We start from the raw sequence: 21,301 nt of genomic DNA, 5'->3' as shown, positions 1-21,301 counted from the left end.
CCCCGAGATGAGTCATCCCTAGAGCTTCGAGCTCTCTAAAGGGTTGTCGTAGACGACGACGTTGATAGGCAGGGTGTGTAAGCGCTGTGAGGCGTTGAGCTAACCTGTACTAATTGCCCGTGCGGCTTAACCATACAACACCCAAGAGGTTTTGGGTTGGACTCGAAATAAGCCAGTTGATTGTGGCGAGAACGAACAGCTTTCTAGATGACGTGTTTTGACTGAAAAGTGAAGACACACCAAATTTTGCTTGGCGACCATAGCGCTTTGGACCCACCTGACTCCATGCCGAACTCAGTAGTGAAACGAAGCAGCGCCGATGGTAGTGTGGGGTCTCCCCATGTGAGAGTAGGACATCGCCAGGCTTTAATTACAATTGATTAAAGCAAAGAGATATAAGCCTTTAGTCATACAGAATTGGTGCGGAGTGGTAGTTCAGTTGGTTAGAATACCGGCCTGTCACGCCGGGGGTCGCGGGTTCGAGTCCCGTCCACTCCGCCACTACTTAGAAACCCTAGCTGAAAAGCTGGGGTTTTTTGNTGTGAGAGTAGGACATCGCCAGGCTTTAATTACAATTGATTAAAGCAAAGAGATATAAGCCTTTAGTCATACAGAATTGGTGCGGAGTGGTAGTTCAGTTGGTTAGAATACCGGCCTGTCACGCCGGGGGTCGCGGGTTCGAGTCCCGTCCACTCCGCCACTACTTAGAAACCCTAGCTGAAAAGCTGGGGTTTTTTGTTATTGGACGACCAGACAGATCGCTTTATAAATAAGCGATTAAACGTTTGACTAGTAATTGATGGTGGTAATTTGTCGCGAGATCGCTACAATAGGCAACTATCTACAGGGGTATAGCTCCAACTGGCAGAGCAGCGGATTCCAAATCCGCGTGTTGGGGGTTCGAATCCCTCTACCCCTGCCAAATATTAAAGCATCGACATTGTCGGTGCTTTTTTTGTGTCTACTGTCTTTAGTAGTAACCACGCCTTTCTTCCTTTTTCTCCCTCCTGTTTCTTGTTCACATGTCGCGGTATGATGAGTTTTCACCAATCGAAAGGAGCACCCAGTGGTAAGCATATTGTGGGTAGGGCTTGGTGGCGCATTAGGGGCGTCCTCGCGTTTTTTAGTTTCAGAGTGGAGCGTCGCAGTGTTTGGTCGAGGATTCCCTTACGGCACCCTAATGGTTAATGTGCTGGGCTCATTAGCAATGGGCGTCTTTTTAGCGGCGATGAGCCAAGAGCTAATTGCCCCGGTCCCTTGGCGTCAACTGATTGCGATTGGCTTTTTAGGGGCTTTTACCACCTTCTCGACGTTCTCTGTCGATACCTTGATGCTGTTCCAACATGGAGAAACGGTGAAAGCCTTACTAAATGTTGGTTTGAATCTCGCCTTATGCCTCGGAGCGGCAGCGATGGGTGCTTGGCTGTTGGGACGTATTACCGGGTAATAGAAAACATCGCGTACGTCGCTTGTTGTTGCGGCGGTGATTTCTTATACTGGCGTTGAACTTGTCGGAGTGCCAATTGGCTGAGACCACATAAAGTGGGATCCGTTGAACCTGATCTGGTTAAGACCAGCGAAGGGAACAAGAGATGCTTCAGATCACAGACGCAACCCGTCTGCCATTTTGCTCACATCTCAAATTCAGCGTTTTCCGGCAAGCATTAATTCCCATAATGAACACCGGAGTAATGCTATGTCGACCCGTAAACAGGCCCGCCTTGAGGCCAAATCCTTTATCGATTCTCTTTCTGCGCAAACCTACCCCAACTCGGAAAAAGTCTATGTCGAGGGCTCGCGACCTGACATTCGCGTCGGGATGCGCGAGATCCATCTTTCCCCCACCTTTGTGGGCGGCAGCAAAGAAAAGCCTCAGTATGAAGACAATGAGTCCATTCGGGTTTATGACACATCAGGGCCTTATACCGACCCACAGAGTACTATCGATATTTACCAAGGCTTAGCGCCAGTGCGAAAAGCCTGGATCGATGAACGTGCCGATACGGAGTTTCTTGATGCGGTGAGCTCAGACTATGCGCAGACTCGCCTCAGTGATGAAACTTTAGATGATCTTCGCTTTAGTGCCTTACCATCTATCCGCCGCGCTAAACCTAATCAGTGTGTGACTCAACTGCATTACGCACGCCAAGGCATCATTACCCCAGAAATGGAATTTATCGCCATTCGCGAAAATATGGGGCGTCAGCAGTATTGTGAAGAGCAGCTGAACCGCCAGCACCCCGGGGAAAGCTTTGGTGCGGATTTGCCATCACAAATCACCCCCGAATTTGTGCGCCAAGAGATCGCCGAAGGGCGGGCGATTATTCCGGCTAACATTAATCACCCAGAAGCGGAGCCGATGATCATCGGGCGTAACTTCCTGGTGAAAGTGAATGCCAATATTGGTAACTCAGCGGTGAGCTCCTCAATAGAGGAAGAAACTGAAAAACTGGTATGGTCGACTCGTTGGGGTGCGGATACGGTGATGGATTTATCGACGGGCCGCAATATTCACGAAACCCGCGAGTGGATTTTACGTAATAGCCCAGTCCCGATTGGCACTGTGCCTATGTATCAGGCGCTTGAGAAAGTGAACGGCATTGCCGAAGACCTGACCTGGGAAGTGATGCGCGATACCTTGATAGAGCAAGCCGAGCAAGGGGTCGATTACTTTACCATTCACGCTGGGGTGCGTTTGCACTATGTGCCCATGACCGCCAATCGCGTGACTGGGATTGTCTCGCGCGGTGGATCGATTATCGCCAAATGGTGCTTGGCGCATCATCAAGAAAGTTTCCTGTATACCCATTTTCGCGAAATCTGCGAAATCTGTGCCGCTTACGACGTGTCTTTGTCGTTGGGCGATGGGCTGCGTCCCGGCTCAGTGGCAGACGCGAACGACGAAGCGCAATTCAGTGAGCTACGTACCCTGGGCGAGCTCACCAAGGTGGCATGGGAATACGATGTGCAGGTGATGATTGAAGGCCCTGGCCACGTGCCCATGCATATGATCAAAGAGAACATGGACGAGCAGCTCACCCATTGCCATGAAGCGCCTTTCTATACTCTCGGCCCGCTAACCACCGACATTGCTCCCGGTTACGATCATATTACCTCCGGCATTGGTGCGGCGATGATTGGCTGGTTTGGGTGTGCGATGCTCTGTTATGTCACGCCCAAAGAACATCTGGGTCTGCCCAATAAGGAGGATGTTAAAATTGGGCTTATCACCTACAAGCTTTGCGCGCATGCTGCGGACTTAGCTAAAGGACACCCGGGGGCGCAGGTGCGTGATAACGCCATTTCTAAAGCGCGCTTTGAATTCCGCTGGGAAGACCAGTTCAATCTATCCCTTGATCCGTTCACGGCACGCGCCTATCACGATGAAACACTGCCTCAAGAGTCGGGCAAGGTCGCACATTTTTGCTCGATGTGTGGACCGAAGTTCTGCTCCATGAAAATCAGCCAGGAAGTCCGGGACTACGCCAAAGAAAACGGCTATGCCGCCGCGGGTCAAGCGATTGATGTCGCTATGCTGGAAGACCCGTTAGCAGGCATGCAGCAAAAATCGCAAGAATTCCGAGAAAAGGGCAGTGAGCTCTACCTGCAAAAATCCCATCTTCAGCCACAACACGGTACTGAGGTGGAAGACAGCGACAAGGTGGGATCATGAGTTTGACTCCGTTTGCGCCTATGTCTGAAGGCGTAGGCCCATTATATCCGGTGGTGGACGATGTGGATTTGCTCGAACGCTTACTTTGTTTGGGGGTGAAAACTGTGCAACTGCGCGTGAAGCAGCCAGCGCATCCACAATTGGCGGATTGGATACAGCGCGCGGTGGCATTGGGCCGCGCGCACCATGCGCAGGTGTTTATCAACGATCACTGGCAGCTCGCGCTTGAAGCTGGCGCCTATGGCGTCCATCTAGGGCAACAAGACTTACGTGAGGCGGATCTTGACCGGCTTGCGCGGCAAGGGCTGCGTCTCGGTGTGTCGACGCGCAGTCCAGAACAGCTCGCTGCAGCGGTTGAACTCACGCCAAGCTATCTCGCCATCGGCCATATTTTTCCCACCACCACCAAACAGCTCGCCGAACCACCGCAAGGTATTTCAGCGTTAGCGCAGCAGGTGGCGACTGTGGAGGGCCGCTTCCCGACGGTGGCGATTGGCGGTATTGATCTCGACCGAGCTCCCGAGGTCTGGCGCACCGGTGTGGACGCCATTGCGGTAGTCCGCGCCGTGACGCAAGCGCCCGATTTAGCGGCGCGCATTGACGCGTTTAATCGCTGTCTGAATCCATCCAGACAGCAAGGAGAGTGTGATGCTATCGGACAGTGAATACCTGCGTTATAGCCGGCAAATTATGCTGCCAGAGGTCGGAGAGTGCGGGCAGCAGGCACTTAAAAAGGCGCACGTGTTGATGGTCGGTGCCGGTGGGCTTGGAACCACCGCGGGTCTCTATCTTGCAGGCGCTGGCGTGGGACAGTTAGCGATTGCTGACTCGGACCACATTGAGCTATCTAATTTGGCGCGTCAGGTGGCGTATCGGGATGAGCAAATCGGCACCGATAAAGCCGCAGCGCTAGCCGCTAACTTGGGCGCGCTGAACCCACATTGCCAGTGCCGGGCCATCAATGCCTATCTCGAGGATGAGCGCCTGGCGCTCGAAGTGGCGATGGCGGATGTGGTGCTTGATTGCAGTGATAATCTCGCCACTCGTCATGCGGTCAACCAAGTCTGTGTAGAGACTGGCACGCCGTTGGTGAGCGCGGCCGCGATTGGCTGGCAAGGCCAGTTATTGGTTTATCAACCGCATAGTGCATGTTATGCGTGCGCCTTTGCAGACGTGACGCCCTCTGAACCCACACGCTGCGCTGAAGCTGGGGTAATGGGACCTGTGGTCGGCATGATGGCCACTGCGCAAGCGCTTGAAGGGATAAAATTATTATTAGGGCAGGCGGTCGGTATCAATCGCTTGTCACGACTGGATGGACAAACCATGACATGGCAGCACTTTTCGCTGCCTGTTCATCCGCACTGTGCGGTTTGTCAGCCAAAGCGGGAGGTAAGCGATGCAGTTAACCATTAATGACACGCCTACAGAGGTCAATGCCACGACCGTCGCGCAACTGATTGAGGAGATGAAGGTGCCGGCCGAATCAGTCGCGGTCGCGCTAAATCAGACCATTATTGCGCGCGATGCTTGGTCATCCACGTCACTTGCCGCTGGCGATAGCTTGGCGGTCTTTCAAGCGATTGCCGGAGGATAATTATGTTAACCATTGCAGATACGACGTTTTCATCTCGGCTGTTAACCGGCACCGGCAAGTTTGCCAGTCGTAAGGTCATGGCCGAATCCCTGGCGGCCAGTGGTACTGAACTGGTCACCATGGCGCTAAAGCGAGTCGATGTGCATGCCACACAAGACGATATTTTAACCCCGCTGCGTGAGCTCGGTGTGCGCCTGCTGCCCAATACCTCGGGGGCGAAAAATGCGCAAGAAGCGGTGTTTGCCGCGCGTCTTGCTCGAGAAGCATTAGGAACGCCTTGGGTAAAGCTGGAAATTCACCCCGACCCTAAGTATCTGATGCCTGATCCGATTGAAACCCTTCAAGCGGCGAAAACGCTTGTAGATGAGGGGTTTGTGGTGCTGCCATATTGTCATGCCGATCCTGTGCTGTGTAAGCGTTTGGAAGAGGTGGGGTGCGCGGCGGTGATGCCCCTTGGCTCACCAATTGGCTCCAACCAAGGACTGGCCTCAATGGCGTTTCTCGACATCATTATTGAGCAAGCTCGCGTGCCGGTGATCATTGATGCCGGCATTGGTGCACCGTCAGATGCGGCGTTAGCGATGGAGCGCGGTGCCGATGCAGTTTTGGTCAACACCGCCATTGCCACGGCTGGCGATCCGATTGCCATGGGCGCGGCGTTTAAACAAGCGGTTGAAGCAGGACGCTGCGCGTATCGCGCTGGGCTGGCGGGCACACACAATCACGCCCACGCTTCTAGCCCCTTAACTGCGTTTCTTGACGCTAAGGAGGCGTGATGAGCTTTTCTGAGCGGTGGGCGGCACTCGATTGGGATCATCATCGCCTTTCGATTTACAGCAAAACGCGCCAAGATGTCGAGCGGGCGCTGGCTAAATCCTCGCGCAATTTGGACGATTTCGCTGCCCTGATCAGCCCAGCCGCTGAAGGGTATCTTGAGGCCATGGCTCAGCAATCTGCGGCGCTGACGCGGCAGCGTTTTGGCTACGCCATGGGGTTTTATATTCCGCTGTATCTCTCCAATTTGTGCGCCAACGTGTGTACCTATTGCGGTTTTTCGATGGAAAACCGAATCAAACGGCGCACGCTGGATGAAGCTGAGATCGCAGCCGAGTGTGAAGCGATCAAAAAAATGGGCTTTGACAGTGTGCTCTTGGTGACCGGTGAGCATGAAACCAAGGTAGGGCTCGAGTATTTTCTCCGCGCCTTACCGGTGGTGAAGCGATACTTTCATCATGTGGCGATGGAGGTGCAGCCGCTGGATACCGACGCGTATCGCGCCTTGGTGGCACAGGGTGTGGATGCGGTGATGGTTTACCAAGAAACCTACCACGCTCCAACTTATGGGGAACATCACAAGCGCGGCAATAAAACCGACTTTCACTACCGGCTGCAAACTCCAGACCGATTGGCGCAGGCAGGGGTCGATAAGATTGGTCTCGGCGCCTTGATTGGCCTTGAGGACTGGCGGACCGACAGCTTTTTTACCGCCCAGCATCTCGATTATCTGGAAAAGCAATACTGGCAAAGCCGCTATTCGCTATCTTTTCCGCGCTTACGTCCTTGCGCGGGGGCGTTACAGCCGAAATCGGTGATGACGGATAAGCAGCTGGTTCAGTTGATTTGTGCCTATCGGTTGTGGAATCCGCAGGTAGAGCTGTCGCTATCGACACGGGAGTCACCTCACTTTCGCGACAATGTGTTGCCGCTTGGTGTCACGAGCTTATCCGCGGCGTCAAAAACCCAACCGGGCGGTTATGCGAACCCTGAGCCACAATTAGAGCAGTTTGCCATCAGTGATGAACGGAGCGCGGCAGAGGTGGCCGCCAGCGTCCGTGCCCTCGGTTTTGAGGTGGTATGGAAAGATTGGGATAACATCTACGATATCGCGCGTCAGGTGCAAATGGCTTCACAAACGGCAGCGGGTTAGCGACAATGCGGGCATGAAACGTATTACTGTATATGTGGGCCCGCGCTGTCCTCACTGTGAGGCGGCCAAAGCTTACTTGGATAAAAAAGGGCTGCGTTATCGTGTTGTCGATACGGCCACGCCCAAAGGCAAGAAGCTGCTGGCAGCAACAGGCTCGCGGGGTGTCCCAGTGATTTGCATTGGCGATACCACCTTGCGCGGCTTTTCGCCCAAAGCGGTCGAGAAAGCCCTGAAAAGGGAATAAAAAAAGCGTCCAATCGGACGCTTTTTGTTTTTTTATACTTAGTGAAGACGCGACTTAACGGCTTAGCGGCGCGGTCGCTTGTTTTAACCAAGCTTGGTCTTGATCATCTAAAGATGGGCTAACTTCATCCCACACGGTTTGATGATAGCGATTCCACCACTGGATTTCCGCCTCGCTGAGCAAGCTCACATCGACCAAACGACGATCGATAGGCGCACGCGTGAGTGAGGCAAACCCGAGCATCGTCATGTCGCCCTCGGTGTGCTTTTCTTCAATCAACTCGAGGTTTTCAATCCGGATCCCAAACGCGTCGGCGCGATAGTAGCCCGGCTCGTTTGACACCACCATGCCCGGCAATAGCGCGACGCTATTGGGCGCTTTGGAAATGCGCTGCGGACCTTCGTGCACGTCCAAGAAATGCCCGACACCGTGACCGGTGCCATGGTCAAAATCATAGCCGTGTTGCCACAAATACTGGCGTGCTAAGGCATCAAGCTGGCTGCCTGAGGTGCCTTTCGGGAACAGCGCAGTGGCCAGCGCAATATGCCCTTTAAGCACGAGCGTGAAGGCCTTTTTGATCTCAGCGCTGCATTCGCCCACCGGCACGGTACGGGTAATGTCGGTGGTGCCGTCATAGTATTGGCCGCCTGAGTCCACCAAGTAGACGTTGTTGCTCTCAATCACGCTCGGTTTGGGCTGATTGTTGTGGTTATAGTGACACATGGCCGCATTGCCACCGGCGGCGGAAATGGTATCAAAGCTTAAGTCGACCAGTTGATCGTCTTGTTGGCGGAATTGATACAGGGTGTCTGCGAGCACAGCTTCATCAGGGCGTTCACCGGCGTCGACTTGACGGTCAAACCACGCCAAGAAGCGGGTTACGGCGACACCATCGCGCACATGACAGGCTTGCATACCGGCGATTTCTTGCGGGTTCTTGGCCGCTTTTTCAAGCGCACATGGGTCTTGAGCTTCCACCACGGTGACTTGCGCTTGTTGGAGCGTGTCCAGTGTCCACGCATTGGCACCGTTTGGGTCGACCAATACACGTTGGCCCGTCAGCGCTTGCAGGGCATCAACCATGCTGTCTGGGTGCGCGACGCTCACGCCTTGGCCGACGTGTGCGTCAAAGCCTTCGGGCAGACGCGCGGGGTCGATAAACACGGTCACGTCACCGGATTGCTTGATAATGGCTTGGGTCAGCACCACGGGCAAACGTGGGATATCGCGGCCACGGATGTTCAGTAGCCAACACACAGCATCCGGTTGGGTAAGTACCGCGGCATCAAGATTCTGATCGGCCAGCAGTTGGCCAATGGTTTGACGTTTATTTAAGCTGGCACGGCCGGTTTTATCTTCACCCAGTAAAATGGCGGGGCTATTAAGCGGTGCCGGGCGATCATCCCACAAGCTTTCAATCGGGTTTTGCTCGATGCTCACCAGCTCGAGAGCGCCATCCAGTGCGCGCTGGGTGCGCTTGTACCATGCGGCGCTATGCATGCGGGCATCGATAGCGAGCTTGGCACGTTTTGGTAATTGTTGTTGGGCCCATTGAACGGGGGGCTCATCAATCAAGTGGCAGTAGTCAAACAGGCCTGCAGGCACTTGTTTGCGTACTTGCACCACGTAGCGGCCATCAACAAAAATCGCCGCCTTGTCGCGGGTGATCACCGCCGCCCCTGCGGAGCCGGTAAAGCCGGTTGCCCAATGCAGGCGTTCGTTGTGCTCGGGCACATACTCACCAAGATATTCGTCTTCGTGGGGGATGAGTAGGGCGTCATAATCGTGTTGAGCTAGCCAGTGTCTTAGCTGCTCAACACGCTTGGTAAGGGTCGCGTCCATTATTCTTCCTTCTTTGTATGGGGTGAACTTGCCATGTTCGGCCACGCGTAAAAAACCAGTGGATTAGACCCTAGCGCGATGGGCGATAGGCTGCAATTTTGCCGGGCTAAACTGCTGACAGCGCGAAATAATTAAATCTTTCAGCCATTGGTGCCCCGGGTCATTTTCTTGATTTTGATGCCAAAACAAGGTGTACGCCATCGGCGGTATTGGCGTCGGTAACGGCCGTACCACCAAATTGAGCGACGCGGCAATATAATGCGCAAACTGGCTTGGTGAGGTAAACACCAGGTCGGTATAGGTACACAGGCTCGCCGCACTGTTAAAATCAGGCACGTACATGGCAATGTCACGCTCAATATTACGCTCTGCCAGTTTATAGTCCAACAACCAGCGATCATTTCCATCACATTTCACCTGTACATGTCGCAGTCCAAGATAACGCGCTTCATCCCATGGGCCCTTGAGTGCGGGGTGATCGGCGCGCATCAAGACACACTGGTGATCTTGGCAAAGCTCTTGGTAGCGCACACCCTTGGGCGGCATCAGGGTCAGCATGGCATCGGCGGGATTTAAATCTTTGCCGGTAATACCAAAGTCGATATTGCCACGGGCGAGACCATCAAAAGTGGTTTGATCCCAAGCGGCGGTATTGAGGGTGATCGATGGGGCGGCCTCTAACATGTCGCCAATAAATTGGGGCAGCAGTAATGGGTAGGCGCTTTCTACAAGCGCAAAGCGAAAACAGCGATCACTTAAGTGTGGCTGAAAATGGTCAGGTTCGGTCATCGCCGCGATATCATTGAGCAAAGCGCGTAATTTAGGTTGCAAGGTTTGTGCACGAACCGTGGGTTTTAAGCCGTGGGCGGCTCGAGTAAAAAGCGGATCGTTAAATTGCGATCTTAGCCGGGCCAGATTTTTACTCACCGCCGATTGACTTAAATGCAGGCGTTTGGCTGTGCCCGTGACATTGCACTCTTCTAAAAGTACATGCAAACACACCAATAAATTGAGGTCGGTACGTTGCAGTTGGTCCAAATCCATCTTTGGTATTCTCCTTGGGAATAACTGCTTTTACTATAAACCATTATGGTTCATATCCTGAAGCCACTATACTGCGTGCCTGTATAGAGGAGTAACCAATGACGCACACTGATTCACCGACATCAAATCGCTTACTGGTCGCCTTAATGGTGTTACTGGTGCTATTTAGCCCCATGGCGATTGATATTTACCTACCGGCACTATCGCATATGGCGGGTGACTTTAATGTGAGTCCCACTTTGGCTCAAGACACTGTGACCTGGTTTATGTTTAGCTTAGGTCTTGGTCAGCTGTTTGCGGGGCCGTTGGCAGATCGCTTTGGCCGTAAGCCTGTGGCTATTATTGGTATTTCGCTTTATGGCCTTAGCTCTTTGATGGCGTGGCTCGCCACCTCGATGGATATGATGCTGGTGGCGCGTTTGCTGCAAGGGTTTGGCGCGTGTGCAACCTCCGTGTGTGCCTTTGCCGCCGTCCGCGATCGTTTTGGTGCCGAACGCAGTGGCCATATGATTAGCTACTTAAATGGTGCGATTTGTTTTGTGCCGGCTCTAGCGCCTCTACTTGGTAGTTGGTTAACCCAGGTGTTTGACTGGCGTGCTAACTTCACCTTTATGCTCGGTTATGCGGTATTAGGGTTGGTGCTGGTTATCGTCTTTTTGCCCGAAACCCGACCATCGCATACTGATACCTCGGGCCGCTTATTCAGCTTACGCCGTTATTGGCAGGTGCTGCGTGTACCAACATTTACTTATCACATAACCCTTTGCATGTTGGCGATGGCGGTGATCCTCGCTTATGTCACCTCCGCACCTGTGCTGTTGATGGACAGATACGGTATCTCCATGAACAGTTTCACCTTTTGGTTTGGCGCCAATGCGGCGTTAAATATTGCCGCGGCAATGTTGGGGCCGCGTTATATGCAAAAGTTTGGTAGCCGCCGGGCATTAAATATTGGCCTTATGATGCTGGTGGGATCGGGCGGGTTGATGTTGGCGCTCAGCCCCATCGCTGCACCTTGGGCCTTTATGTTGCCGATCTTTACCTCTTCATTCGGCTTTGCTTGGGTGTTAGGCGCGTCAGCTGGAGCAGCATTAGCGCCGTTTTCGGACCGCGCGGGCACGGCCGCGGCATTGCTCGGGTTATTCCAGATGAGCGGGGCTGGGCTACTCGTGAGCTTAACCCAGCGTCTAGGCTTATCGGCCAGTGATTTGATGACGGTGCATATGTGGTTATTAGTGCCGGGTCTGATTATTTTATGGTCACCGAAAGGTAAGCAATGGCATGCCAAAATGGTAAAAAGCTAAATAATCAATAAAACAACGTCTCAGTTGGCAAACAATAATAAGACGTGCAAAACGCAGGGGTCTCGACAACCCATCATCCTTTTGCGCTGGCCTCGGCCAGCGTTTTTTTATTTTGCTAAACGTGCGTGGTTCAGAGTATATTTACTAAGCAAATCGAATTAACGCTCATTCCTTTTCGTTTTATATCCAAAGGTCAGTTATACACTATGTCATTATCGACAATCGAAATGGCGCGCGTCCTTGAACAACTTGAGGAATCGCCGGAAAAAATCATGTTTGGTAAATTATTGGTAGAGCTAGGCAGCCAAAGTGAAGAGCGTGTCCGTAGCGCCGCCCATCAAGTGCCGCTCAAATATTTACGCGAGCTGGTTTATCAATTTAATCACGTGATTGAAGATCGTCGTGCTGAGCGTATCGAGGAAATCACCCAAGGTTTGGAGCAAGATGGCCTGTCGGCTGACGAGCTATACCAATATATGATCCAGCGTAAGATGGGTTAATGCCGATTGACGCCGTGTAACGGGCGCCGTGCAACGGGCGCCGATCATTGTGAGCGGCATTGGCGACCCTTAAGCAATACAGATTACGCGCTCGCGGCAGGTTGTTTGCGCTTTTTCGGGGTACGCTGTTGGATCAGTAACCCCACTACAATAAAACTTAGCCCAACCAAGGTACTGATATGAATTGTCTCGCCAATAATGGTGGCCAGTAACACCAAGGAGATAAAAGGCGAAATAAAAATCAGATTACTGATCCGAGAGGTGTTCTGGGTATATTTCATCGCGCTCAGCCACAGCATAAAGGTTATTCCCATTTCGAATAGCCCGACATAACCGACTGCCAACCATCCTTGCCAAGGGATCCCTTCCCAAGTGCTTGTTAATCCAGCCAATAGCAAAGATACAGGCAGTGACAGAATAAAACAGAGTAAAATGCCGAGCACAGGATCAGCGCGATTTTTAGTATTAAGGACCCAAAAACCTGCCCACAATAACGTTGAGAGTAACGCCAAACCAATGCCAAGCGGGCTATCGAACTGGAGCGATAAAAGCTGGCCTTTGGTAGCGATCACAACCACGCCAAAATAGCCCAACGCCGCCGCAATCCAATCTTGACGACGAATCGTTTGGCCTAAAAACAATGCCGCCATTAATGTCAGAGTGATAGCCCAGCTGTAATTTAAAGGCTGGGCTAATGAAGCGGGCAACAGATCGTAAGCTTTAAAAAGCACCAAGTAGTAAATGAATGGATTAATCATCCCCAACACGCAATAGTAACCGGGTTGACGCCGAAAGGTCGGCCACAGCGCGTGAAGCTTTCCTTGCACAGCAGCAATAACGGTTAAAATCACCACTGACACCAAGCTGGCCGCTGCCAGCATTTGAATCGGTGTCATGTAGCTCAGGGTGATTTTGAATGCGGTTGCAACCGTTGACCATAGCAGTACAGCAGACAAGGCAAAGATCAGTGCCTTCCGTTCGTTATGCATGTTGCCTCCTTGCAAAGATGCCTGTCGTTCCAGGCAGTCTACGCCATTGAAACTGACTGAGATAGACTGGACATCTATCCAGTATCCCATTAGCCTTTGCTGACACTAATGACCGCACAATAGAGAACGTTTTATGCTTGATGGCTTGTCATTTTCCGCTTTACCTATTCTCACGTTTTGTTTTGGCGCTGTCAGTGCCCTTGGACTCGGTTATGGCCTACACCGACGTGTTATTGCGCAATACCAGCAATGGTATGAAACGCAATATGCGCAGCAACAAGCCAGTGCTGACATGCAACACCAACAACTGCAGCAGCAACTCGAACAACAGCAACACGAGTTAGATAGTTTGGATGTCGAGCGAGACCGCCTAACCCAGGAATTACGCCAGTATTATGGCAAGTTAACCTCTGCGAGCGAGAAACTCAGGCAACAGGAGCAACTGCGTCAGCATAATCACGACTTAAGCGACAAATTAGACTCCGTACGTGAGGAAAAGTCTGAACTGTTGGCAGAGTTGCGAGAAGTTAAAGCCAGCGCCGAGCAGCAGTTAAACGCGGCGAAGGAAAAACACGCACTGCTAGAAAACGCGGAGGAGCGATTACGCACCCAGTTTGAGCAACTTGCCAATCAAGTATTTGAGCAAAAAGTCCACTCGGTCGATGAGCAAAATAAAATGAGCTTAGAAAGCCTGCTTGGACCGCTTAAATCGCAGTTGGAAGGATTTAAGAAGCAGGTGACCGACAGCTTTGGCGAGCAAGCCAAAGAGCGCCATACCTTGATTCATGAAATCAAAAATCTACAACTATTAAACGCGGACATGACCCGTGAGGCCCATAACCTGACTCAGGCGCTAAAAGGCGATAATAAGCAACAAGGTAATTGGGGCGAAGTGGTCCTCGCGCGCATTTTAGAAGAGTCTGGCTTGCGAGAGGGGCGTGAGTACCAAACCCAAGTCAGCTTTGAAAATGAACAGGGCAAGCGCTATCAGCCGGATGTGGTGGTTAAGTTGCCACAAGAAAAAGATGTCGTCGTTGATGCCAAAATGGCCTTGGTCGCGTATGAACGCTATTACAACGCTGAGACACTGGCCGAACAAGATGCCGCGCTTAAAGAGCATGTCCAGGCAATTCGTCAGCATATTCGTGGTTTGGGTCGCAAAGATTATCATCAACTCCATGGAGTACGCTCACTGGATTACGTACTGATGTTTATTCCTGTTGAGCCGGCTTTTCAAGTCGCGGTTGAGGCGGATGCCAGTCTGATTCGGGACGCCATGGACAACAACATCATGCTAGTGAGCCCGACCACCTTGTTAGTGGCTCTCAGAACAATCAATAATTTATGGCGCTATGAATATCAAAATCAAAACGCCAAACAAATCGCCGAGAAGGCTAGCAAGCTTTATGACAAGGTGCGACTTTTTGTTAGCGATATGGAAGGGCTGGGCAGCGCGCTGGGTAAAGCCAGTGACAGTTATCAAGGAGCGATGAACAAACTTAGCCAAGGGCGCGGCAATATCTTGCGCCAAGCGGAGAGTTTTAAAGCCCTAGGTGTCGAGGTTAAACGCGATATAAGTCCGGCGCTGGCCAGTGTGGCCACGGAACCTGGACCGGGAGAGTCGGTCAATGTCATGCAGACGGACCCAGGCACCACCACGCAAGAATGAGAATAAACTGGGTTGCGCGCTTGGAGTCCGGATGGGCGATAAAGTAAACTGGAGCCAATATGTTAGGGGAATACAATGACAGAGAAAAATTCGCACCAGGACCAAGAAACGATTGATTTTGGCTACCAGAAAGTCAAACGCCAAGAAAAAGAAAGCCTCGTGGCTGATGTATTTCATTCGGTCGCCGCTAAATATGATCTGATGAATGATGTGATGTCGATGGGCATTCATCGGGTATGGAAGCGCTTCACCATTGACTGTAGTGGTGTACGCCCCGGACAAAAAGTGTTGGATTTAGCCGGCGGCACCGGTGATCTGACCGCCAAGTTTTCTCGCATCGTCGGTGAGCAAGGTGAGGTGGTACTCGCGGATATCAATAACTCGATGCTGAAAGTGGGTCGCGATAAGTTGCGCGATAAGGGTATTGTTGGCAACGTGAGCTATGTGCAGGCGAATGCCGAGCAGCTACCTTTTCCTGACGATCACTTTGACTGTATTACCATCGCGTTTGGGCTTCGTAATGTCACCGATAAAGATGCGGCGCTGCGCTCGATGTTTCGTGTACTCAAACCGGGAGGGCGCCTTCTGGTCCTAGAGTTTTCTAAACCGGTGGCGAAGCCGTTATCGAAAGTATACGACGCCTATTCGTTCCACATTTTACCTAAGATGGGGCAGCTCATTGTCAATGATCCAGATAGCTATCGTTATCTTGCTGAATCAATTCGTATGCACCCTGATCAAGAAACCTTGAAAGGCATGATGGAACAAGCCGGCTTTGAACAAGCCAGCTATTATAATCTCACCGGTGGCATTGTCGCGCTGCACCGTGGGTATAAATTTTAAGGAGCCGGTATGGCGTTTGACTCACTCGTGTGTGCAGGACTCGAGACCGCCTTAAATGGCGTGATTAATAAAGATGCAGATAGCCAGCGCCGTTTAGCGCGACTAAAAGGGCGCAGTATTGGCGTCACGCTGCAAGAATATAATCGACAGTGGGTCTTTGTTTTTGGCCAGCAGATCGATGTACTGAGCCATTACGAGGGAGAGCTTGATTGTGCACTATCCCTCTCGCTTTCTGCGTTGCCGCAGTTGCAGCAAAAAGCCAATCTTACTGCGTTAATAAAAGCCGATAAGCTGACACTTGATGGTGATATGGACGTGGCCCAGCAGTTTTCTCAATTGTTGAGCGGCATTCAGTTTGATGTCGCCGAATGGTTATCGCCTTATACCGGAGATGTGGTTGCCCATACCCTCGTCAGTCAGGCACAGCAGCGTTGGCAGCAATTACAACAACTGGCTCAGCGTCAGCAGCGCTATGCTGGGGAAGTGATCACCGAAGAGTGGCGCTTGGCGCCGGGGCCGTTAGAAGTGGCGGCATACAGTGATCAAGTGGATGAATTGCGCAGTGACGCGGCGCGGTTGGAAGCCAAGGTTAAGCAGTTAGTAGAACGGATGGAGTCCGCATGACACTCAGTGAGATTCGTCGCCTGTATTTTATTATTCGTACTTTGTTATTGTACGGTGTTGATGCCCTACTACCCAGGCAACCGCTGACTCGACTCGCCCATCTTGGGCGTAAATCGCTGTTTTGGCTTAAAAACCAACACCCAGACAAGCCTGTGGGTGAGCGCTTGCGTTTAGCGATGCAAAGTTTGGGGCCGGTATGGGTAAAGCTTGGGCAAATGATGTCGACCCGCCGCGATCTTTTTCCTGCTCATATCGCCAATGAACTCGCCCAGTTGCAAGATAAAGTCGCACCCTTTGATGGCCACAAAGCAAAAACGCAAATTGAAGCGTCACTGGGTGGGCCTCTGGAAACTTGGTTCAGTGATTTTGAGCCCAACCCATTAGCCTCTGCATCCATCGCACAAGTCCACACCGCGACATTAAAAGAAAATGGCCGTGAAGTGGTGATTAAGGTGATCCGTCCCGATATCTTGCCGGTTATTCAGGCCGACTTGCGTCTGATGTATCGCGTGGCACGGCTGGTGGCGCGTTTTCTCCCTGATGCACGTCGCTTAAAGCCGGTAGAAGTGATTCGCGAATATGAAAAAACCTTGCTTGATGAACTGGATTTAATGCGCGAAGCGGCGAATACCATTCAATTGCGTCGCAACTTTGAAAACGATCAAGCCTTGTATGTGCCCGAAGTGTTTAGTGACTATTGCCGCAAAGACGTGATGGTGTCTGAGCGCATTTACGGTATTCAAGTGTCAGATATCGACGCGCTTGAGGCGAACGGTACAGATATGAAGCTGCTCGCCGAGCGGGGGGTTGAAGTCTTTTTCACCCAGGTCTTCCGCGATAGTTTTTTCCATGCGGACATGCACCCAGGCAACGTATTTGTGTCGTATGAACACCCGCACGACCCGCAGTGGATTGGGCTTGATTGCGGTATTGTTGGTACGTTAAACCGCGATGATAAACGCTATCTAGCGGAAAACTTTATTGCCTTCTTTAACCGTGATTACCGCAAGGTCGCTGAGCTTCATGTCGATTCAGGTTGGGTGCCGCATGACACCAATGTCGACGATTTCGAATTTGCTATTCGTACCGTGTGCGAGCCGATTTTCGAAAAGCCGCTGTGTGAAATTTCGTTCGGTAATGTGTTATTAAACCTCTTCAACACCGCGCGCCGCTTTAATATGGAAGTGCAGCCACAGCTGGTCTTACTGCAAAAAACATTGCTCTATATTGAAGGGCTTGGACGTCAGCTTTATCCGCAACTTGATTTGTGGACCACAGCAAAGCCGTTTTTAGAGTCGTGGATGAAACAGCAAGTCGGACCGCAAGCGGTATGGGCGGCGGTCAAAGAGAAGGCACCGTTTTGGGCCGAAAAGCTGCCAGAAATCCCCGAGCTAATCTACGATGGCCTCCGCCAGGGGCGGCAAGTCAATCAGCGGTTAGACACCTACTATCAAAGCTATTTACAGACCAAACAGCGCCACTCGCGCGCCACATATCTACTGGGTATTGGTGCCACCTTACTACTGACTGCGACTATCTTGTATGCCAACCGGATCGATACACTACCGAGTGTTGCGACAGTGGGGGCGATCGTTTTCTGGTTGTGTGGCTGGCGACTTTGTAATAAAACCTGTAACAAATAGCAGTTACACTGCTGCGCACATAACATTAACCAAGCGGAATAAAGGGAACCGGTATGGGTGGAATTAGTATTTGGCAGCTGCTGATCATTGCAGTCATCGTGGTGTTATTGTTTGGCACCAAGAAGTTACGCAATATGGGTGGTGATTTGGGCTCTGCGGTAAAAGGGTTCAAAAAAGCGATGCATGATGACGAGGGTAAGCGCGCTGATCAAGATGCTGACTTCGAGCCAACGTCGCTTAATGAGCGTGCTGAACCGTCGAAAAGCGAAAAAACGCAAAAAGACAAAGAGCAGGTATAAGCCGTGTTTGATATTGGTTTCTGGGAGCTGGTACTGATTGCCGTCATTGGCCTTGTGGTGCTTGGCCCAGAGCGGCTGCCCATTGCGATACGTAATGTGTCACGTTGGGTGGGCGCGGCCAAGCGTATGGCAGGTTCGGTCCGTGACGAGCTCGAGCAAGAGCTCAAGATCAAAGAGTTGCAAGATAATTTGCACAAAGCCGAGCAAGCAGGGATGAAAAATCTCTCCCCTGAACTGCAAGAATCGGTGGAGACGCTGCGACAGCGAGCCGCCGATGTGCAGCATCCTTATGCGTCTTCGCCAACATCAACCACTGCAGCGCGTGATACCGAGAGTGCGGACACGGCCACCAGTCCCTCGTCCACCTCGTCGACCGATAAGTGATAACGAGCGACGCCTTATGTCTCTGATGAAAAAACCACTATGTCTTCTGTAAACGATTCTCAGCCACTCATCAGTCATCTGATGGAGCTCCGTAACCGCCTGCTTCGCGCCATCGTTGCCATCTTAGTGGTCTTTGCCGGGTTAGTATATTTTGCCAACGACATTTATAGCTTGGTCGCTCAGCCACTGATTGACAAGCTGCCTGAAGGGGCGAGCATGATTGCCACCGATGTGGCGTCGCCCTTTTTCACCCCCATCAAACTGACGCTGGTTATCTCGGTGTTTGTTGCCATCCCCGTGGTGCTTTACCAAATTTGGGCCTTTGTTGCCCCTGGCCTGTATAAGCATGAGCAGCGCTTGGTGATGCCGCTTTTGGTATCGAGCTCGTTGTTGTTTTATGCGGGCGTGGCGTTTGCCTACTGGGTGGTATTGCCCTTGGTGTTTGGCTTTTTTACCTCGATTGCGCCAGAAGGGGTACAGGTGGCAACGGATATTGCCAGTTATCTCGATTTCATTTTGGCTTTATTTCTAGCATTTGGTATTGCTTTTGAAATCCCTATTGCGATTATACTGCTGGTCTGGACGGGCGCGACAACCGCGAAAAGCTTGACCAGCAAGCGTCCGTATGTCGTGGTGGCGGCCTTTGTCGTTGGCATGATGTTGACCCCGCCCGATATGATTTCGCAAACCTTGCTCGCCATTCCTATGTGTTTGCTGTTCGAGCTGGGTGTGTTGCTGTCACGTTTTTATGTCCCGCGCGACGCATCGGCATCTGAAGAGGCCAATGAATGATTGATATTGGTGTCAATCTCACCAGCTCACGATTTGATAAAGACAGAGACGAGGTTGTTGCTCATGCGCAGCAAGCCGGCGTCTCTGGGATGATTTTTACCGGCACCAACGTTGAAGAAAGCCAAGCAGCGGCGGATTTAGCGGCGCGGTACCCTGGCTACGCCTATGCCACTGCCGGGGTGCATCCGCACGATGCCAAATCTGTCGATCCAGCCAATTTAACCATGATTCGGCAACTGGCGCAGCGCGCCGAGGTGGTGGCGATAGGGGAATGTGGCCTCGACTTTAACCGTGACTTTTCGCCGCGCCCGCAACAAGAAGCGGTCTTTGAGGCGCAACTCGCATTAGCCGCTGAGCAGTCAATGCCGGTATTTATGCATTGTCGGGAGGCTCATGACCGTTGGCTGGCGATATTGCGTCCTTGGTTAGACAAGTTGCCGGCGGCGGTACTGCACTGTTTTACCGGTGAGGATCAGGCACTGCGAGATTGCTTGGATGCCGGGTTATACATAGGTGTCACCGGTTGGCTCTGCGACGAACGGCGCGGACAGCAGCTTCAGCAACAGGTAAGCTGGCTGCCCGATGATCGCTTGATGATTGAAACGGATGCCCCGTATTTGCAGCCGCGCGATCTGCGCCCGCGGCCCAAACGTAGCCGTAATGAGCCCAAGTATTTACCGCATATTGCACAGGCGGTGGCGCAACTTCGCCAACAGCCTGTTGAACAAATTATTGATTGTACAATAAAAAATACCCAGCGCTGTTTCTCGATACAGTGAGGGGTGCATAGCGATAGCGAGGCAGTACGCTGCCCCAAAGCCCAGGTCTGCAACATTAAGGAGGATACCGTGGCCGTATCCATTCAAAGCGCCTTTCCTGCACGACGCCTGCGTCGTACACGCAAAACTGACTTTAGCCGCCGTTTGGTGGCAGAACATACACTCTCTGCCAATGATTTAATTTATCCGGTCTTCGTCCTGATGGGCAAAAACCGTCGCGAGCCAGTGGCTTCAATGCCAGGTATTGAACGACTGTCTATCGACTTGCTGTTACATGAAGCGGACTACCTTGCCAAATTGGGAGTGCCCGCGATCGCCCTGTTTCCGGTGATCCCCAAAGATGCTAAAACGCTCTGTGCATCGGAAGCCTTTAACCCGGAAGGGTTAGTGCCTCGTGCTGTGCGCCTGCTCAAAGAGCATGTGCCACAAATGGGCGTGATTACTGATGTGGCGCTTGACCCTTATACCATTCATGGTCAAGACGGTATTATCGACGACGACGGCTATGTAATGAATGAGCCAACCACTGAGGTACTGATCAAGCAAGCCCTGTCTCATGCCGAAGCTGGTGTCGATATTGTCGCCCCGTCGGATATGATGGACGGGCGAATTGGACGTATTCGCGAAGCGTTGGAAGCAAACGGCTATATTAATACCCAAATCATGGCATATTCAGCCAAGTATGCTTCCAACTACTACGGGCCTTTCCGTGATGCACTTGGTTCAGCAGCTAACCTTAAAGGCGGTAACAAAGCCAACTACCAAATGGATCCGGCCAATAGTGACGAAGCCCTCCATGAGGTTGCAATGGACATTGCTGAAGGTGCCGATACCGTGATGGTGAAGCCTGGAATGCCGTATTTGGACGTGGTGCGCCGAGTGAAAAGTGAGCTCAATGTGCCAACGTTTGCCTACCAAGTGTCTGGTGAGTATGCCATGCATAAAGTAGCGTTTGATAACGGTTGGCTGAAAGAGCGGGAAACGGTAATGGAATCACTTCTGTGCTTTAAGCGAGCGGGTGCGGATGGCATTTTAACCTACTTTGCCAAGCAAGTTGCCGAGTGGTTAGCCGAAGACGCGGGCGCGCCATTACCACCGCGGCCGGAAGATACCGTCGGCTAAATGACCACACAGTGTCTCTACGCCCT

The 21,301-nt window shown here is 52.0% G+C and carries 21 protein-coding genes, 3 tRNA genes, 2 rRNA genes, 1 pseudogene and 1 riboswitch; of the genes and pseudogenes, 24 read left to right on the top strand and 3 right to left on the bottom strand.

Annotation, left to right across the window (positions count from 1 at the left end; translation table 11 throughout):
* From BZG78_RS03660 to BZG78_RS03600, 13 genes are all read left to right on the top strand, one after another.
* Positions 1-134: ribosomal RNA gene (locus BZG78_RS03660) — 23S ribosomal RNA — on the top strand; the annotation flags it as partial.
* A gap of 115 nt (positions 135-249) precedes the next feature.
* Positions 250-365 (top strand): 5S ribosomal RNA (gene rrf / locus BZG78_RS03655).
* 59 nt (positions 366-424) lie between these two features.
* Positions 425-501: transfer RNA gene (locus BZG78_RS03650), tRNA-Asp, on the top strand.
* A gap of 122 nt (positions 502-623) precedes the next feature.
* Positions 624-700: transfer RNA gene (locus tag BZG78_RS03645), tRNA-Asp, on the top strand.
* 145 nt (positions 701-845) lie between these two features.
* A tRNA-Trp gene (locus tag BZG78_RS03640) sits at positions 846-922 on the top strand.
* Between the two features lie 144 nt (positions 923-1,066).
* Positions 1,067-1,447 (top strand): fluoride efflux transporter CrcB, encoded by a 381-nt coding sequence (crcB, locus tag BZG78_RS03635; protein ID WP_021022180.1) that lies wholly within the window; start codon positions 1,067-1,069, stop codon positions 1,445-1,447.
* Between the two features lie 55 nt (positions 1,448-1,502).
* Positions 1,503-1,602, top strand: a riboswitch (TPP riboswitch).
* Between the two features lie 94 nt (positions 1,603-1,696).
* The gene (gene thiC, locus BZG78_RS03630; protein ID WP_077660410.1) at positions 1,697-3,673 is read left to right on the top strand and encodes a phosphomethylpyrimidine synthase ThiC; all 1,977 of its coding nucleotides are present in this window, start codon (positions 1,697-1,699) and stop codon (positions 3,671-3,673) included.
* Positions 3,670-4,338: a thiamine phosphate synthase gene (gene thiE, locus BZG78_RS03625; RefSeq protein WP_077660409.1), complete on the top strand. Its 669-nt coding sequence runs from the start codon at positions 3,670-3,672 to the stop codon at positions 4,336-4,338. Before thiC ends, thiE begins: the two co-directional genes overlap by 4 nt.
* On the top strand, positions 4,322-5,089 hold the full coding sequence (locus tag BZG78_RS03620) for a HesA/MoeB/ThiF family protein (protein ID WP_077660408.1): 768 nt from the start codon (positions 4,322-4,324) through the stop codon (positions 5,087-5,089). Before thiE ends, BZG78_RS03620 begins: the two co-directional genes overlap by 17 nt.
* Positions 5,073-5,270 (top strand): sulfur carrier protein ThiS, encoded by a 198-nt coding sequence (gene thiS, locus BZG78_RS03615; RefSeq protein ID WP_077461846.1) that lies wholly within the window; start codon positions 5,073-5,075, stop codon positions 5,268-5,270. The genes BZG78_RS03620 and thiS overlap by 17 nt, the downstream gene beginning before the upstream one ends.
* A gap of 2 nt (positions 5,271-5,272) precedes the next feature.
* The gene (locus BZG78_RS03610) at positions 5,273-6,046 is read left to right on the top strand and encodes a thiazole synthase (protein WP_077660407.1); all 774 of its coding nucleotides are present in this window, start codon (positions 5,273-5,275) and stop codon (positions 6,044-6,046) included.
* Complete coding sequence (gene thiH, locus BZG78_RS03605; protein ID WP_077660406.1) at positions 6,046-7,197, top strand: 2-iminoacetate synthase ThiH; 1,152 nt, start codon at positions 6,046-6,048, stop codon at positions 7,195-7,197. The genes BZG78_RS03610 and thiH overlap by 1 nt, the downstream gene beginning before the upstream one ends.
* Before the next feature lie 13 nt (positions 7,198-7,210).
* Positions 7,211-7,441 (top strand): glutaredoxin family protein, encoded by a 231-nt coding sequence (locus BZG78_RS03600; RefSeq protein ID WP_077660405.1) that lies wholly within the window; start codon positions 7,211-7,213, stop codon positions 7,439-7,441.
* A gap of 54 nt (positions 7,442-7,495) precedes the next feature.
* Here BZG78_RS03600 and BZG78_RS03595 read toward each other — a convergent pair whose 3' ends face one another.
* A complete protein-coding gene (locus BZG78_RS03595; protein WP_077660404.1) occupies positions 7,496-9,283 on the bottom strand; it encodes an aminopeptidase P family protein in 1,788 nt (595 codons plus the stop codon).
* Between the two features lie 63 nt (positions 9,284-9,346).
* Positions 9,347-10,327 carry a LysR family transcriptional regulator gene (locus BZG78_RS03590; protein WP_077660403.1) on the bottom strand — a complete coding sequence of 327 codons (981 nt, stop codon included), beginning with the start codon at positions 10,325-10,327 and terminating at the stop codon, positions 9,347-9,349.
* A 98-nt stretch (positions 10,328-10,425) separates the two neighbouring features.
* Here BZG78_RS03590 and BZG78_RS03585 point away from each other — a divergent pair, with 98 nt between their 5' ends.
* Positions 10,426-11,631: a multidrug effflux MFS transporter gene (locus BZG78_RS03585; protein WP_077660402.1), complete on the top strand. Its 1,206-nt coding sequence runs from the start codon at positions 10,426-10,428 to the stop codon at positions 11,629-11,631.
* A 206-nt stretch (positions 11,632-11,837) separates the two neighbouring features.
* On the top strand, positions 11,838-12,131 hold the full coding sequence (locus BZG78_RS03580; RefSeq protein ID WP_021022191.1) for a hypothetical protein: 294 nt from the start codon (positions 11,838-11,840) through the stop codon (positions 12,129-12,131).
* 83 nt (positions 12,132-12,214) lie between these two features.
* Here the strand turns inward: BZG78_RS03580 and BZG78_RS03575 are convergent, their stop codons facing one another.
* The gene (locus BZG78_RS03575; RefSeq protein WP_021022192.1) at positions 12,215-13,120 is read right to left on the bottom strand and encodes a DMT family transporter; all 906 of its coding nucleotides are present in this window, start codon (positions 13,118-13,120) and stop codon (positions 12,215-12,217) included.
* Between the two features lie 295 nt (positions 13,121-13,415).
* On the opposite strand from BZG78_RS03575, the pseudogene rmuC reads away from it, so the two are divergent.
* The 9 genes and pseudogenes from rmuC to hemB form a co-directional block, all read left to right on the top strand.
* Positions 13,416-14,789 (top strand): annotated as a pseudogene (gene rmuC / locus BZG78_RS03570) (DNA recombination protein RmuC); the annotation flags it as partial.
* 75 nt (positions 14,790-14,864) lie between these two features.
* The gene (gene ubiE, locus BZG78_RS03565; protein ID WP_077461854.1) at positions 14,865-15,632 is read left to right on the top strand and encodes a bifunctional demethylmenaquinone methyltransferase/2-methoxy-6-polyprenyl-1,4-benzoquinol methylase UbiE; all 768 of its coding nucleotides are present in this window, start codon (positions 14,865-14,867) and stop codon (positions 15,630-15,632) included.
* 9 nt (positions 15,633-15,641) lie between these two features.
* Entirely contained in the window at positions 15,642-16,256 is a 615-nt protein-coding gene (locus tag BZG78_RS03560) for an SCP2 domain-containing protein (protein ID WP_077461855.1), read from the top strand.
* Positions 16,253-17,899, top strand: a complete 1,647-nt coding sequence (gene ubiB, locus BZG78_RS03555) for a ubiquinone biosynthesis regulatory protein kinase UbiB (RefSeq protein ID WP_077660401.1) — start codon at positions 16,253-16,255, stop codon at positions 17,897-17,899. Before BZG78_RS03560 ends, ubiB begins: the two co-directional genes overlap by 4 nt.
* 53 nt (positions 17,900-17,952) lie before the next feature.
* Positions 17,953-18,198 (top strand): Sec-independent protein translocase subunit TatA, encoded by a 246-nt coding sequence (gene tatA / locus BZG78_RS03550; RefSeq protein ID WP_021022197.1) that lies wholly within the window; start codon positions 17,953-17,955, stop codon positions 18,196-18,198.
* Positions 18,199-18,201: 3 nt separating this feature from the next.
* Complete coding sequence (gene tatB / locus BZG78_RS03545; RefSeq protein WP_077660400.1) at positions 18,202-18,582, top strand: Sec-independent protein translocase protein TatB; 381 nt, start codon at positions 18,202-18,204, stop codon at positions 18,580-18,582.
* Between the two features lie 39 nt (positions 18,583-18,621).
* On the top strand, positions 18,622-19,374 hold the full coding sequence (gene tatC, locus BZG78_RS03540) for a twin-arginine translocase subunit TatC (RefSeq protein ID WP_021022199.1): 753 nt from the start codon (positions 18,622-18,624) through the stop codon (positions 19,372-19,374).
* Complete coding sequence (locus BZG78_RS03535; RefSeq protein WP_077576398.1) at positions 19,371-20,153, top strand: TatD family hydrolase; 783 nt, start codon at positions 19,371-19,373, stop codon at positions 20,151-20,153. Before tatC ends, BZG78_RS03535 begins: the two co-directional genes overlap by 4 nt.
* A 69-nt stretch (positions 20,154-20,222) precedes the next feature.
* A complete protein-coding gene (gene hemB / locus BZG78_RS03530; RefSeq protein WP_021022201.1) occupies positions 20,223-21,275 on the top strand; it encodes a porphobilinogen synthase in 1,053 nt (350 codons plus the stop codon).
* Positions 21,276-21,301: the final 26 nt, after the last annotated feature.

Origin of the sequence: Salinivibrio sp. MA351, from assembly GCF_001996065.1 — a bacterium.
Lineage (GTDB): Bacteria > Pseudomonadota > Gammaproteobacteria > Enterobacterales > Vibrionaceae > Salinivibrio > Salinivibrio costicola.
This window is presented reverse-complemented; position numbering and strand designations above follow the sequence as displayed.